General features: G+C 39.0%; 8 protein-coding genes and 2 tRNA genes. 1 reads left to right on the forward strand and 9 read right to left on the reverse strand.

The annotated features are described in order from the left end of the window. Nucleotides 1-26 precede the first annotated feature (26 nt). The 5 genes from addA to LAV82_RS11765 all read right to left on the reverse strand — a co-directional run bounded on the left by addA (nucleotide 27) and on the right by LAV82_RS11765 (nucleotide 11,599). Complete coding sequence (gene addA, locus LAV82_RS11745; protein ID WP_499716124.1) at nucleotides 27-3,764, reverse strand: helicase-exonuclease AddAB subunit AddA; 3,738 nt, start codon at nucleotides 3,762-3,764, stop codon at nucleotides 27-29. Continuing rightward, nucleotides 3,757-7,257, reverse strand: a complete 3,501-nt coding sequence (gene addB / locus LAV82_RS11750; protein ID WP_499716126.1) for a helicase-exonuclease AddAB subunit AddB — start codon at nucleotides 7,255-7,257, stop codon at nucleotides 3,757-3,759. Before addB ends, addA begins: the two co-directional genes overlap by 8 nt. A 261-nt stretch (nucleotides 7,258-7,518) precedes the next feature. Beyond that, nucleotides 7,519-8,259, reverse strand: coding sequence for a 3-oxoacyl-ACP reductase FabG (fabG, locus tag LAV82_RS11755; RefSeq protein ID WP_013055347.1), 741 nt, complete (start codon nucleotides 8,257-8,259; stop codon nucleotides 7,519-7,521). Nucleotides 8,260-8,839: 580 nt separating this feature from the next. After that, nucleotides 8,840-9,457, reverse strand: coding sequence for a TVP38/TMEM64 family protein (locus LAV82_RS11760; protein WP_013081701.1), 618 nt, complete (start codon nucleotides 9,455-9,457; stop codon nucleotides 8,840-8,842). Nucleotides 9,458-9,619: 162 nt separating this feature from the next. After that, on the reverse strand, nucleotides 9,620-11,599 hold the full coding sequence (locus LAV82_RS11765; protein WP_211078267.1) for a S9 family peptidase: 1,980 nt from the start codon (nucleotides 11,597-11,599) through the stop codon (nucleotides 9,620-9,622). Between the two features lie 176 nt (nucleotides 11,600-11,775). Between LAV82_RS11765 and LAV82_RS11770 the strand changes: the two genes are divergently transcribed. Beyond that, on the forward strand, nucleotides 11,776-12,012 hold the full coding sequence (locus tag LAV82_RS11770) for an IDEAL domain-containing protein (RefSeq protein WP_211078266.1): 237 nt from the start codon (nucleotides 11,776-11,778) through the stop codon (nucleotides 12,010-12,012). A gap of 196 nt (nucleotides 12,013-12,208) precedes the next feature. Here the strand turns inward: LAV82_RS11770 and aceA are convergent, their stop codons facing one another. The 4 genes from aceA to LAV82_RS11790 all read right to left on the reverse strand — a co-directional run bounded on the left by aceA (nucleotide 12,209) and on the right by LAV82_RS11790 (nucleotide 15,504). Next, entirely contained in the window at nucleotides 12,209-13,492 is a 1,284-nt protein-coding gene (aceA, locus tag LAV82_RS11775; protein WP_016762997.1) for an isocitrate lyase, read from the reverse strand. A gap of 392 nt (nucleotides 13,493-13,884) precedes the next feature. Then, the gene (locus LAV82_RS11780) at nucleotides 13,885-15,144 is read right to left on the reverse strand and encodes a M48 family metallopeptidase (RefSeq protein WP_025749943.1); all 1,260 of its coding nucleotides are present in this window, start codon (nucleotides 15,142-15,144) and stop codon (nucleotides 13,885-13,887) included. 209 nt (nucleotides 15,145-15,353) lie between these two features. Then, a tRNA-Glu gene (locus LAV82_RS11785) sits at nucleotides 15,354-15,425 on the reverse strand. 4 nt (nucleotides 15,426-15,429) lie between these two features. Continuing rightward, nucleotides 15,430-15,504: transfer RNA gene (locus LAV82_RS11790), tRNA-Asn, on the reverse strand.

Genomic DNA, 15,504 nt, shown 5'->3' on the forward strand with positions numbered 1-15,504 from the left:
AAGAAGACTAGGGCCTTCTTCTTTTTTTATATTTCAACAGCATGTCCACCATCTAAAAAGTACAGATAGCGATGCTGCACAGGTTGTTTTACAATCCGCTCAATGGCCTTTGCGTAAAGCTCTAACTGAATGCGGTATCTGTCAATTAGAAATGGTTTTGCTCGTTCAAAATCCCCTTGAAAACGATCCGAAATATTATCCGTTTTAAAATCAAGTAAAACGAGGCCTTCTTCCGTTTCATACAAACAATCAATAATACCTTGCACTAAAATTGTTTCGTCTTCCTGCTCCCAGTGATCATAGATTTCTTTAGCGGAGACACCTAAACTAAAAGGCATCTCTCTATAAACCGTGCGAGCCGTTCGAATACCTTGTGCAATGTCACTGTCTAGAAAGTCTGCTACATCATTTGCATCAACAGCATCCGCTTGTTCTTGCGTCAATAATTCTTTGGTAACCATTGATTGAATAAAGTCTTGAACCATTTCAAGGGTATAAGCTTTATTTAATGGAAGCTGCTGCATAACGGCATGTGTAGCTGTTCCTCTTTCAGCTCCTGTGAGAGATTTCTCTTGAAGAAACAGCGGACGATTTTCAAGAGCTGCTTTAGATCCCCGAACGAGATCGTCGCTTCCACCTGCATCCGTCAGCTGCTGCTGCCTTTTTAATTCAGAAACAGATTGCTTCGAACGATGAACGGAAGCTACACGATAATCATAAGACCAATTTAAGCGTCTATACACTTCGTCTTTATAATCGCTCGATTCTGAAACTGGCTCATGCTTTTGAAGAGCGTTTAAAAGCTCTTCATGATGCTGCTGCTCTTCAAGAGGCTGTTCGGCTAAATCACCTGCTAATAACGTTGAAAGTTTCCAGCTTGAAGCATGCTGATGAATCATCTCAGCCGGCTGGACCTCTCCTTCAACCATATGACTAACATTTTGGTGACGAATTAAAGAAGGTCCAATCCAGTCTAAATAACATTTTGCATCTCTTCTCACGTGAGCTGGAAGCGTCCAATCTTCATGTGCCATAACGGAGCTCCATTGTCTGAGCTTTTCTGGTGCATCTTTTACTGTTCCAACTAAAATAAGTTTTTCTTTCGCACGCGTCAAAGCTACGTATAATACCCGCATTTCCTCTGCCATGCTTTCTTTTTTCATTTTTTTCTTCATGGTCTGCTGAAGAAGAGTAGGGTACGTAATACGCAGTTTTGGATCAATATATTTAGATCCAAAACCTAGTTCTTTATCGAGTAAATATGCTTTATTCAAGTCCATTAAGTTAAACTGGCGAGCAAGACCAGCTACAAAAACAACAGGAAACTCAAGACCTTTACTGCTGTGGATCGTCATCAAACGCACCACATCTTCTTGTTCTCCCAGTGCTCGAGCAGCTCCTAAATCGTTGCCTCGGTCCTGCATGCGTTCAATAAAGCGTAAAAATCGAAACAGACCTCTAAATGAAGTTGCCTCGTACTGGCGAGCGCGATCGTAAAGAGCACGTAAATTGGCTTGACGCTGTTTCCCGCCAGGAAGTCCGCCAACAAATTCAAAGAAACCCGTATCGCGGTAAATTTGCCATACCAGTTCTGACAAAGAGCTTTGTCTAGCTTGTGTTCTCCATGCTTTTAACTGCTCATAGAAATACTTTACTTTATCGCGAAGTTCTTCATCATCTGAAACCGCTAAGTACGTTTTTAACGCATCGTAATACGTTCCTTTCTTTTGCTCTGCTCTCAGTGTAGCTAACTCTTCATCTGAAAGCCCTACTACCGGTGAGCGAAGAACAGAAGCTAACGGAATGTCTTGATGCGGGTTATCTACTACTTTTAATAAAGACATCATAATCATCACTTCAGTAGCATCAAAATAACCTGTTGATAAATTGGCATAAATGGGCACGCCTTCTTGCTTAAATTCATCCATAATCTGCGCAGCCCAAGGCATGGAACGAAGCAAAATAACAAAGTCACGATACGTCACATTTCTCATGATATCGAGCTTGCGATCATATATTTGAAAGCGGTTTTGAACGAGTTCTTTGATTTTACGCGCCATTGCTCTTGCCTCTAACTGAGCCGTTTCAAGCTCTGCTTCTGAAAAAGCGACGAGAGAAGAATCCGATTCTTCTTCCCCTCCTTCTTCTGCATTTTCTTTTGCAATGAGCAGAAGCTCCGTTTCCATTCCTTCCACTTTTGGATACGATGCTCCTAATTTTAAAGAAGCATCATCGTCATATGCAATTTCTCCTACTTCTTCATCCATCAGCTGATTAAAAATAAAGTTTGTAGCATCAAGCACTTGAGAACGACTGCGGAAGTTTTTATTCAAATCGATACGTTTTCCGAACTGGCGACCATCTTGTGTAAAGCGCTTGTACTTTGTTAAAAACAAAAATGGCTCCGCTAAACGAAAGCGGTAAATGGATTGTTTTACATCTCCAACCATAAATAAATTCCCTTGTTCTTCGCTATCTCTCGTCACTAATTTAATCAGTGTTTCTTGAACCATATTTGTATCTTGATATTCGTCAACAAGCACCTCTTCAAACTGAGTGCGATATTTTTGGGCAATGGACGAAGGCTTAAGCACTCCATCTTCTTTTACACTCAAGATTTGCAGGCAATAATGTTCTAAATCAGAAAAGTCCACTAACCCTTTCTCTTTTTTCATATATTCATATCGTTCACCGAAGCGCTGAACTAAAAAGATTAGCGTTTCAATAACGGGCTTCATTTTCTCAAAATCAGCCATGTAGCCGTGCAAAGGCCTAGAAAACAAATCAGCATGAAGTTTTTCAAGACTTGTTTTAGCTTTTTTGCGAAGCTCTCCGAAATCATCTAAAAGCTGCGAGTCGTATGCTTCTCCTTTACATGGCTTTAAACGAGTAAAATTCAAATTCTGCATTTCCTCATGCAAATCAGCAAAAGAATGCTTAGAAGCGCTGATCAGCCGATGAATTTGAGCCAGGTCTTCCTCTGCATTAACGGCGCGAGGAGCAGGCCCTCCTGGCAGCTTTGTTAACTCTAAGCCCTGTTTTAAAATCGACTCAATGCCCATCAGCTGCGTTGTTACTTCTTGTAGAAGAAAAGATAGAAACGGAAGTGAATCAATAGAAGAGTCTTCTGTCACATCATATTGACTCACGATCATTTCAAGCCAGCCGTTTGGGTCAGGGTTAGCTCTTGCAAAGTCATACAGCTTTCTTACCATAAGCTGAATATCTAAGTCATTTCTGTCACTTGTATAACGATCAATTAAATCAAAGAATCGCTCGTTCTGTTCAATACTGTACTGTTCTTCAAACAATTCTTCTAATACTTCTTCACGCAGAAGATCCGCTTCCGTATCATCTGCAATCCGAAAACCAGGGTCTACATCGATCAAATAATAATACGTTCGAATGACTTCTAAACAAAAAGAATGGAGCGTAGAAATCGACGCACGGTTTAATAAATTAAGCTGTCTGCGCAAGTGCAAAGAAGATGGATTCTTTTTTAACTCTTTTTCCAATGCTTCTCCAATTCGATTTCTCATTTCGGCTGCAGAAGCATTTGTGAACGTAGCAACGAGTAATCTATCAACATCGATTGGCTCATCACCCATCGTAATCTTTTTAATAATACGTTCAACTAAAACCGCTGTTTTTCCTGAGCCAGCCGCCGCGGCTACTAATATATCTTGACCGGATGAAACAATGGCGTTCCACTGATCATCCGTCCACTGGGAGTCGGCCGGTTTTACGTGTATATCTTCACTCATCTCGTTTGGCCTCCTCTCGAATTTTATCTAAAATAACACTTTGACTCTCTGTACTAAGCTGACGATATTCGTTGTTTTCCATTGATTCATCGAACTGACAAATTGAGCGGTATTCACAAAACGCACATGGTGTTTTATCTTTTAGTTTATAAGGCGAAATATCAATTTTCCCATTTGTAATCTCTGTACCTGCCTCCACAAATTTACCTCGCACATACTGACGGAGATGTGTAAAATCTTCTTCGCTCGCAACCGAAGAATTGGAATAAAAGCCCCCTGTCTTTTTAATGCCAGCTGATATAACCTGTGAGTGCCCTGATTCTAACGTTTCGTCCATTAACCTTACTGCTTCCTCGTCTCCTACAAGCAGTCCTTTCATTTTAAACTTCTTGAAGATTTCAGCTTCAATTTGATCAGGCTGTAATGCTTTAGTACTGTTGATCATTGGGTTATGAACGTGGAAATAAAGAACGCCAGCAGGCAATGCTCCTCTATTATCATGAAGAAGCTGTTCAGCATACGTCACGACTATGTCTAAATAAGCTAAAATTTGAAGAGATAAACCGTAGTACACTTCCACTAAGTTTAATGCTTTATCGCTTGATTTATAGTCGACAATACGCAGTAAAAGTCCTTTTGAGCTTTCCGCTTTATCTACCCTGTCAATTCGGCCAACGAGTTCCATCGTATGGCCATTTGGCAGTGTGAACTGCATAGAAGGCAGCTCTGCGCTAGGTCCAAATCCAAGCTCCAATCCAACAGGAACAAAGCCGCTCATCTTAGCGTGCTCACTTAACACAAACGACGCACGTTCAATAATTTGCTGCAGCTTATGTGTTAAATAGTGGTGGCGATTCGAGCTCAATAAAATCTCATTTTGCAAGCGCGGAGCAAGTTCATGCACCGCAGCCGTAGAAAGCTGCTGACAGTCTTTTCTCGTTAAGTTCTTCCATTCTTTTTGACCGCCGCGAAGTTCGTCTGAAATCATTTTCAACGCCGCGTGAAATAACTCGCCTATGTCAGGAGCCGCCAATTTGAAAACTTTTCGTTCTTTAAGCTTGAGCCCATGAGAAGCAAAATGCGCATATGGACAGGCTTCAAATTTTTCCATTCTGGATACGCTTGCTTGAATATGCTTTCCATACAGACGCTGACTAGTTTTCTTTGTTAACCGTTTTGCTTCATTTTGATAAAATAAGCTGCTTAGTACTTTCTCACTGTATGAGTTCCAATCTGGATTTTTCACATAAAAATTATACACATCCCACCAAGCGGAACTCATCGGATAATGGCGTTTCCATCCTTGCAGCTGGCTGGCTAAATGCGCGATGCTCGTTAAAGGATTTGTTATATAATCAACTTGCTTTTCTTCTTCTAAATCTGTAGGTTCCGTCATTAACAGCTTTTCCTGCAGGAGCGGAAATAGCTCTTTTACTCGATTAATAACGAGTGAAGGCAGCAGGGTCTTCCCTTCCTCATTGGCAAGAGGATACGAAACATAAAGTTTTTCCGAAGAGCTGGAAAGTGCTAAATAAATGAGAAATTGTTCGTCAAACAGCTTTTGTCTTCCGGTTGGCGCAAGTAATAAACCTGATTCAAGCAGCTGCTCTCTCTCCTTCTCAGATAACAGGCCATCGCTTTTTGGTTTAGCTGGAATCACACCGTCATTTACACCTAACACAAAGCTTGCTTTGATATCGGATAAACGCGAACGCTCAAAACTTGCCACAACCACTTGATCCAGCGCAGGCGGAACAAGTGCAAACTGCATGCCGTCAAGCCCTGTCTCAAATAGATCTGCGAACAAAGAAATCGATACTTTCTCTTCTCCCATCATTTCAACAAACTGATCAAATAAGTGAAGAATTGCTTTCCATACCTGCTCGTGCTCTCTTGCTTCTTGAAGCTTTCCTTCTTCTTCACATCGATTGCGCAGCGCTTCTATCTTTTGTGGAATATCTAAATTCGTTAAAAAACGATAGAGCGCTTCTGCTTTTTCTTTTCCTATTTTCCCTTGTTTTAATTTTTGCTGAAGCGAATAAATAGGAGGAACAATCATATTTTTTAATTCATTTATTTTTTGCTCAAAAGCAAGCTCTTCGTCCGTTTTCCCAAGGTTCATGTCTTCAAGTGAACGATATTTTCTGTAGGTAAATGGTTCCTTGCTCGTCCACTTAGATCCTTGAATACCGTAAGCAAGTACATAATTTTCTAATTCATCCATCTCTTCGCGAAGCTGGTGCACATCAGATGACAAAGGAAATAAAAGATCTGTTTTCACTGCTCGAAAGATGGTTTCATATCGCCATGACCCGCTTACCACCTCTAAGACTGAGCGAACAAATTCAACGAGTGGATGGTGAAACATCGCTCGCTTTTGGTCAATAAAGTACGGAATTTCATAATCTCGAAAAATGGTTTGAAGCAAGTCATGGTAGTCTTCTGCATTTCTAACAATCAAGGCGATATCACGGTAGCGATAGCCGCGATCGCGTACAAGTGAAAGCACTTCTCTTGCAATCCCTTCAACTTCTGCTCTTCGGCTAACAGCCGGCAGCAGCTGAATGTTCTCGGGCTCTGACTGAAATTCCGGCGTTGGCCGTTCATCATAATATCGTTCTAAATAGGCAAGCTCTGGACTGTTTTGATGCCTTTTTTGTTCGTTAAATACGATTGGCTCTTGAATCTCTATCCCGTTTTCAGCCGCCAGGCCCATTAGTTCTTGGTACGTTTCGCTCGTTAATCGAAACAAGTGCAAGTCATTTGGAATAAAATCTTGATATGAATAATCAGAAGTCACCGCTATTTTTACTTCTCTACAAACTTTCATCAGCTCTACTAATACGGTTAATTCTTGAGGAGTATAGTGATGAAATCCATCTACATAAATCGTTGCTTGAGCAAGGTAGGCAGAAGACGCTACTTTTTCACTCAGCAGCTTCAAATAATCTTCTCCATCTACATATTTCGTCATCAGCTGTTTTTCTAATTCTCCGTAAATGAGATGTAAATCATGTAATTTATCAGCAAGGACTTTCTCATCTTCTGCTTGAAGCTTTTTCTTCATCTCTTCGAGAGACGGGGCATCTACTGTGTACTGTTTAAATTCTTTAACCATTTTTTCTAGTTCTTCAATAAACCCTGCTTGTTCTGAAGAATTCGCAAACAGTCGAAGCTCTTCTTTTTGATGTTCGATAATTTTTTTAAGCATCATATGAATACCTGTTTGATCCACATGATAGCGGCTAATACCTCCCACTTCTTGCAGGATACGCCATGCAAGACGTGTAAAACTATAAACTTGAGCACGCATCATGCCTTCTAACCCAGGTGTTTGAACAAGCGCATACTCCGACTGAAATGTCATCTGTTCAGGTACAATATAAATAAGTGGATGCCCAAGCGGAGCATTTAACAGCTCTTGGCGCATGCTATTTAAAAGATATTCCGTTTTCCCGCTTCCTGAACGTCCTAATAAAAACTGTAGCCCCACGTTTTCACCCCTTCATTTTTTCTCTATGTTTTCATTTGTTTAAGTACAAAATGGATAAACGCCACGTAAACACGTGACGCAGTCGTCAAAATTTTATAGTGATAATCATCTAAATCTCTCTATCTCTCTCCTTATTATTTTACTGAACTTGCAGACAAAATTCCACTTTGCCGATATGTGAAATGCTGGATGCAACAAAAAAACTTTTCAGTAGTCAAAAGACCACTGAAAAGTTTTAGAAAAGCGAATTATTTTCTACTTTTACATCATGATTCCACCATCTACATGAAGTGTTGTACCATTAATATAGTTGGACTCATCAGATGCTAAATACAGATACGCATAACCAATGTCAGAAGGCTGACCTAATCTTTGTAAAGGAATAGTGGATTTCATTTGATCAATGATTTTGTCTGGCATGGCCTTCACCATATCCGTCTCAATAAACCCGGGAGCTACAGCGTTTACATTAATTCCTTTTCGCCCCAGCTCTTTAGCCCATGTTTTTGTCATTCCTACTACGCCTGCCTTTGTCGCCGCATAGTTTGTTTGACCAACATTTCCATATACGCCAGATACCGAAGATGTGCTAATAATTTTCCCTTTACCTTGAGCAATCATATGCGGTACCACTGCTTGTGTACAGTGAAAAACGCCTGTAAGGTTTACGTTGATTACTGCTTGAAAATTTTCAACTGATAATTTGGTTAACATTCCATCTCTGGTGATACCTGCATTGTTAATTAAAATATCTATTTTAGAGTAGCGTTTCACTACTTCTTCTACCATTGCATCTACACTGTCTCGATCCGCTACGTTCACTTGAAAAAATGCTACATCTCCGCCTTCTTCTTTTAGCTGAGCTGCTCGTTCTTCTCCCGTTTTTGCATCGTAGTCAACCATAGCGACCTTTGCACCCTCTTGTGCGAATATTCGAGAAGCTTCGAACCCTAATCCATTTGCTGCACCCGTAATAATTGCCACTTTATCTTTTAATCTCATGTCACCCGCGCTATAAGATGCTTACTAACAACGATTAATCAGCAAGTCGCTTGAATCTTAGTAGCGCATTCCCCTCCTCAAAACGACGCCAAGCACGTCTTAATGATCATTCGGTGCTTTTCTAGTAATGATCCCTCTACTTACATCTTAGTAGTCAAGCTCAAAAATCATTCATATAATTTTTAAGAAAACGTTTTGAAATACATGAGGTGATAATACATGTTGAGAAAAAACACGTATATCTCTAGAAAACAAAGGGTTCATTACTTAGGTGCAACTAGGAATAGACGTCTAATTTATTCCCAGTTTTTTCTTTTATTTTAGCATATTTCTCACAATTGATAAACAAAAAACTTGTTCATTACTGGACAGATACTCTGTATGTGCATTGTTCTGCCAACCGAATAAACAGACAAATAACTTCTTTAAGAAAAATTTTAAGATCCTTTCAAAAATGCTGTTGTATCCCTATAAGAAAAGGCTTTTCTATAGTTTACAATACCCCTTTTGGCTGTATGTATAACAAAAGACTGCCTATTAAAAAGCAGTCTTTCATCACTATTTGTTATATATAAACAAACTATTTGTCATACTGTTTCACTTTAGATTTTTCATTTAATCTTCGTTCAATTTGTTTTCCAACAAGCCATAGAACAAAAATGATGACTAAAACAAGTACTGCTTTTAGAGGCTGTTTCACAAATGAAACAAAATCGGCCCCAATAAAGCTCATCATAAATATCATCACCATTTTACCGGCTAATACAGCAAGCATAAACTGAGCCATACTAACACGTGATAGCCCTGCTACTACATTAATCGCCGAAGACGGGGTAAAAGGGAAACAAAGCATAATAAACAGCGGTCCGAACCCGTGTCTTTCTACCCAAATCATAATCTTTCGAATTTGTGCATGCCGGCTGATGAAATGTAAAAACCTCGCCTGTCCATATTTTCTAAAAATCAAAAAGACAAGCAGTGATCCAACGCAGCTGCCAACCCATGAAATTAAAAAACCTAACCATAAGCCAAAAGCGGCAGCATTGGCCATTACAAACGCAAAAAGCGGCAAGATGGGGATGAACGCTTCTAAAATAGGCAACAGCAGCCCTGGAATGATTCCAAATGATTGATATTGTTTTAATAACTCGAGGACGCCGTCTAATGTCAAATAATGCTTTAATGTTTCAAAATCCATCGAATGTTCTCCTTATTTAAACAACTGTGCTACTTTTCACTTATTGTACTACTTTCCTTTACCAAACAAAAGTTTTACAGCGTTTTACCTTTCCTGTCCTTTTACGTTTGTCATACAGCCTTTATTTACGCACACATATTTGGTTGAACAGCCATGCACTTTTTACTGAGACTGTTTTAAATAACGTTTAAACCAGCTTGTTAAATATTTTAGTCTTGCCGTTCGTAAATTAGGCTTACCGCTTCTAGAGAGTTCATGATTAGACTGGGGAAAACGAATAAATTCTACTTCCTTATTTTTTCTTTTCAATGCCACATAAAGCTGTTCAGCTTGTTCAATTGGACATCTATAATCCTGTTCGCTATGCAAGATTAACAGCGGTGTTTTAACGTTCTCCGCTAAACGAAGCGGCGAGTGGTTCCAAAGTTTTTCCGGATTTTCATAAATATCAGCTTTTAATTCCCATTCGGTAAAATAATAGCCAATATCACTAACGCCGTAAAAACTTGTCCAATTTGAAATAGACCGTTGCGTTACCGCTGCTTTAAACCGATTTGTACTTCCTACAATCCAGTTTGTCATAAACCCTCCGTAGCTTCCTCCTGTTACGCCAAGCTTATCTTCATTAATATAAGAGTAGCGCTTAACTGCTTCGTCAGTTACTGCCATCAAGTCCGTATAATCCATGCCTCCATAATCTCCTCGAACCGCATCTGTAAATGCTTGACCATATCCTCTGCCGCCTCTTGGATTAGAAAAGAGGATATTGAACCCTTTTGATGCAAGTACTTGGAATTCAAACATAAATGTATGACCATACATAAGATGCGGACCTCCATGGATTTCTAAAATGGTTGGAGATACATCATTGGTAGCAGCAGCTTTTACTACCCAACTGTGGATATGTATACTGTCCGTAGAAGTCGCGTAAAAAGATTCTGCTTGTGTGAGCTGCACATGCTTTAAAAATGAGTCATTAACGTTTGTCAGCTTCACTAATTCCTCTGTTTTTAAATTTAGAGAATAAAGATCTCCGGGATGTGTAAATGTACTGATTGCCATGATAGCTTCCTCACAATTTGGAAGAACAGATACTGCATATACGTGAGCATTATCCATAAGTACAGAGTCTAACTTTCCATTCACATTTCCTTTATATATGCCTACAGAACCCTTTTCACTTACGACAAAATAAAATTCTTCATTACTGCCCCACATAATTCCCGCTGCGGTTCTGCCAAAGTGAAAATCTCCTGCTACCATATCTCCTACTTCTAAGTCTATGCCAGCAGTGATACAAGCTGTTTTTTGGTTAGAGATCTGATAAATGTATATGTCATTCATTGAAGCTGATCCATATGTACGTTCATTTCCAATGTATGCTATGTATGACCCATCCGGTGACCACGAAACTTGATGAAAATATCCTGTTTCTCCTGTAATAGATGTTACTTTTTTAGTCTCGCGATGCAAAATAAACACGTCCATAGTTAATGATAAATCCGGATTCTCTCCTCGGCTGCTGCAAAATACAATTGAGTTTGCATCAGGGGACCAGCACCCAACAGAGTGATGATAAGGTCCATCCGTTAAAAACGTCACTTCTTTGTTTTTAAGTTTAACGACGGCAACTTGAGCATATTCACCTTTTAAATAACCGCTAACATCGGATTTGTAAAGTAAACGTTCCACTTCATACGGCTGGGGATGTTCATGATTTTGTTCAACTCTTACAGCTTTTTCTCCTACTTTTGTAGAAAACATAATTTCGTCACTATAAGGAGACCACACCGGATTACTAACGCCTTTTTCAAGATCTGTGAGTGCTTCTGCTTCCCCGCCTGTCGCTGCTAATAGGTGGAGCTGAACGGCTTGACTGCGATCGGATAAAAAAGCAATCCACTTGCCATCAGGAGACCATACTGGAGAATGATTATTTCCTTTGTAGTACGTTAATTGCTTAGTTTCTTTCGTTTCAAGATCTAGCATAAACAGCTGCGTTTCATACGCGTTTTCTATTTTCTTCGTTTCTCGAACCGTATAAACTACACTTTTTCTATCTGGAGAAATCTGAGGATTATAAACAGACTTCAATTCATACAAATCCTCTATCGTTACCGTACGCTTTTTTAAATCATTCAATTTCTTCGCCCCCAAGCACTCATTTTTAAACCAAATAGTCAATTGATAAAAACAAAAATAGCGTTTCCCTTTTACTTTATCATTTCTAAAAATAAAAATCTAAAAATTTAGAAAATTAGTTGTTTTTTCTCCTTTTAATCTATATAATAATAAAAAGGGTGCAGAGGTGATGAGGTATGAACAATGAAAAATCGTACACGGAAATGATGAAGTCCCTCGCTCGCAAGAAAAAAGTAATTGATACTGTGAGTATGTTGGATGTTTATATCGAAATGGTAATTGATGAATCGCTTTTTAAGCGTCAAAAAGAACTGTTAGAAACAAACATTAACGCGGCATTAGATCAACGTGATGAAACTGCTTTTTATGAGCTATCAGCACAGTACCAATCCCTGCTTCAAACATCTACTTAATATTTCAGGAGCTTAATTCATATTAACGATTTATATGTACGTTTAACAGGCAGATCCTTTCTTCTCAGGAAGAACAGCTGTCTGTTAAATCGTGTTTACTACATAAAAAAAGATTCTTACACCTGTAAGAATCTTTTTTAGTAGAATCTTTCCTATGAGTGGACGTAACCGCCCATTCCACTCATAGGTTTTTTTGTTATTTATGCGTCTGAAACTGCTCTTCTTCTGTGGAACCTTTTAAAGCTGTTGTAGAAGAAGTCCCACCAGAAACTACTTGTGCCACTTCATCAAAATAGCCCGTTCCTACTTCACGCTGATGTCTGGTAGCTGTATATCCATTTACTTCACTAGCAAACTCTCTTTCTTGTAACTCTGAATAAGCTGCCATTCCTCTTGTTTTATATCCTCGTGCCAGCTCAAACATGCTGTGATTTAAAGCGTGGAAGCCAGCAAGCGTAACGAATTGGAATTTGTAGCCCATTTTTGCGATTTCTCTTTGGAATTTTTCAATCGTTTTCTTATCTAATTTTTTCTTCCAGTTGAAAGATGGTGAACAGTTATAAGCAAGCATTTTACCTGGGAATTTTTCATGAATAGCATCTGCAAATTTTTGTGCTTGTTCCAAGTTTGGTTCAGACGTCTCACACCATACTAGATCCGCATATGGCGCATATGCTAAGCCGCGAGCAATAGCTTGATCGATTCCGGCTCTCGTGCGATAAAAACCTTCAGCGGTGCGTTCACCTGTAATAAACTGGCGATCTACAGGATCAACATCACTTGTAATTAAATCAGCGGCATCAGCATCGGTACGAGCAATCAGAAGTGTTGGAACACCCATTACATCAGCAGCTAAACGAGCAGCAATCAAGTTTTTCACAGCGGTTTGAGTTGGAAGCAATACCTTGCCGCCGAGATGACCACACTTTTTCTCAGAGGATAATTGATCTTCAAAGTGTACGGCAGATGCTCCCGACTCAATCATTCCTTTCATGAGTTCAAATACGTTTAACTGTCCTCCAAATCCTGCTTCTGCATCTGCTACAATTGGAGCAAAGTAATCGATATCCCCTTCTCCTTCTAAATGCTGAATTTGATCGGCACGCTGCAGCGCTTGATTGATTCGTTTCACAACATGCGGCACGCTGTTTGCCGGGTATAAACTTTGATCAGGATACATGTTTCCTGAAAGATTTGCATCTGCAGCTACTTGCCATCCGCTTAAGTAAATTGCTTTTAGCCCTGCTTTTACCTGTTGTACTGCTTGATTTCCTGTTAAAGCTCCTAAGGCATGAACGTATGGCTCTGTTTTTAATAAGTTCCAGAACTTTTCAGCTCCTCTTCTAGCAAGCGTATGTTCAATATCAATGGACCCTCTTAGCCCAATGACTTTTTCTGCAGAATATGGACGTTCAATTCCTTTCCAACGCTCATCGCTTTTCCAGTTCTCTTCAAGATTTTTTACACGAATGTCTTTCATTCTTTATACCCCCTAATGAATTTAAAATTCTATATTCATAAAAATATAAAACGCAGCAGTTAGAATATGTCTGTTTCATGATGAAGTAAATTAGCAGCTTGCCATAATGCTAGCAAGAACGTAGATGAAATAAGTAAGTAGTTGAAGGACATGTAGTAAGACTTAGCTGAGGTGAATATACGCTGAGAATTTTGACTGCTATCTTTTCAATCACAAATAACTATTCTTCCCTATTGTTATAAAACAGTTTTTATTTTACATACGTTATTATATAACAGTACTTTCGAAAATGAAACCTCCTTTTAGAATTTTTTTCCTACTCGCAAGGAGGCTTTTCTATTAATACCTACGTATAAAAGGCTTCATATATCCTTTACTTTTTCTTATATCACTTATTCATTTCTTTCATACTTCTCAACAAATGAAATTCTTTCCAGTATTGTTGGGTGACCATATCGGAAAATCTTCACTAAATACGGCGGATTTACCTGAGATAGTCCTGATTTCGTTAAGTCCTGAAACGTTTTAATAGCAGCTTGCTTATCTCCTGTTAGGTCCATAGCGTACGTGTCAGATTGAAGTTCATGATGACGCGACTGCATATTTGTTAACGGACTCACAGCAAATGTAAGAATAGAAAAAATAAGTAGAATAAGCGGTAAAGAATTTAAATCACTAAGAGAAGTAATTTTTAATGCTTTCCCCCATCTCTTAATCACAAAGCTGGCTAAATGTTTCGTTAGCCATAAGCCTACGATCGATAAAACTAATGCTGAAGCAATCCCCACATAAATATGTTTCTTTACATAATGACCCATTTCATGCGCCATGATAAACAAAATTTCACGTTCCGTTAATTTATTAAGAGTAGTATCCCATAACACAATTCTTGAATTAGAACCTATTCCCGTCACATATGCATTAAGGGAATTCGTTTTTTCAGACATGTTTACTTCATATACATGCTTAGCAGGTATATGAGCTTCGTCTGCTAAATGCAAAATTTTCGTTTCCAGCTCTTTATTCTTTAATGGATAAAAATCGTTATATAACGGATCGATAACCACTGGTTGAATAAATGTCAAAAATAGCGTAAATGGAATAGATACTAGCCACGCATACAGCCACCATCTTTTTGAAAACTTACGAATGAATGCATATAACACAGCAATCACTAAAAACATGGTGGCATAGTTCACCCAAAAATCTGTAAAAAGATCCTTCATCCATCCCTGGAAAGGTTGCGTCGTAATATGATAAGCCTTTGAAAGCTTATAGCTAATCCAGTCCATAGGAAAAGAATAGATCAGCAGCAGAACAGATAACCAAAATACATAAATAGCAGTTTGGAGAAGACTGAAACGGCTGACGTCTTTAGACCACTTATTAACTTTCTTAGACACACCTAACACTAAAATTAAAATAAACCCTAGCCACTCATATGGAATTCGGATAAAAAAGAGCGCATCTCTAATTTTTGAATATTTTTCGGTTAACATAAGTTCTCGTGCATTCATAAACGTAGCCGGGTCTACGCTGGTGCCTTTTAATGATTGTGGAATAGAGGTATCGCTTATATAGAATAAATACACCCAAATACACGCTCCATACACAAGAAAAACTCCGATGGACCACCAAACAATTTTTTTCACGCATTCCCCTCCTTTTGTACAAACAGTATGCCGTTATTACTATTGTAGGTTTTTTTTCGAAATTTAGAACAAGCGTTTATAGATGTGCTATAAGAAATGCAATTTAGGGCGAGGAAATCATAGAAAAACGAAAAATAGAGTTTAGACAAAAGAATAAACTCTGTTTCCAAACAAAAAAAGCAGTTTGCATATGCAAACTGCTTTTAAGATGACCCGTACGGGATTCGAACCCGTGTTACCGCCGTGAAAGGGCGGTGTCTTAACCGCTTGACCAACGGGCCAGTATGGCTCCACAGGTAGGACTCGAACCTACGACCGATCGGTTAACAGCCGATAGCTCTACCACTGAGCTACTGTGGA

It is taken from the genome of Bacillus sp. ILBB4, from assembly GCF_035064545.1.
Taxonomy (GTDB): domain Bacteria; phylum Bacillota; class Bacilli; order Bacillales; family Bacillaceae_H; genus Priestia.

What these genes read in the sequence shown, in the direction of transcription:
- aceA (WP_016762997.1), bottom strand. Translation starts at nt 13,492, where the DNA reads ATGAAAGACATTCGTGTAAAAAATCTTGAAGAGAACTGGAAAAGCGAT.
- LAV82_RS11770 (WP_211078266.1), top strand. Translation starts at nt 11,776, where the DNA reads ATGAACAATGAAAAATCGTACACGGAAATGATGAAGTCCCTCGCTCGC.
- fabG (WP_013055347.1), bottom strand. Translation starts at nt 8,259, where the DNA reads ATGAGATTAAAAGATAAAGTGGCAATTATTACGGGTGCAGCAAATGGA.
- addA (WP_499716124.1), bottom strand. Translation starts at nt 3,764, where the DNA reads ATGAGTGAAGATATACACGTAAAACCGGCCGACTCCCAGTGGACGGAT.
- LAV82_RS11760 (WP_013081701.1), bottom strand. Translation starts at nt 9,457, where the DNA reads ATGGATTTTGAAACATTAAAGCATTATTTGACATTAGACGGCGTCCTC.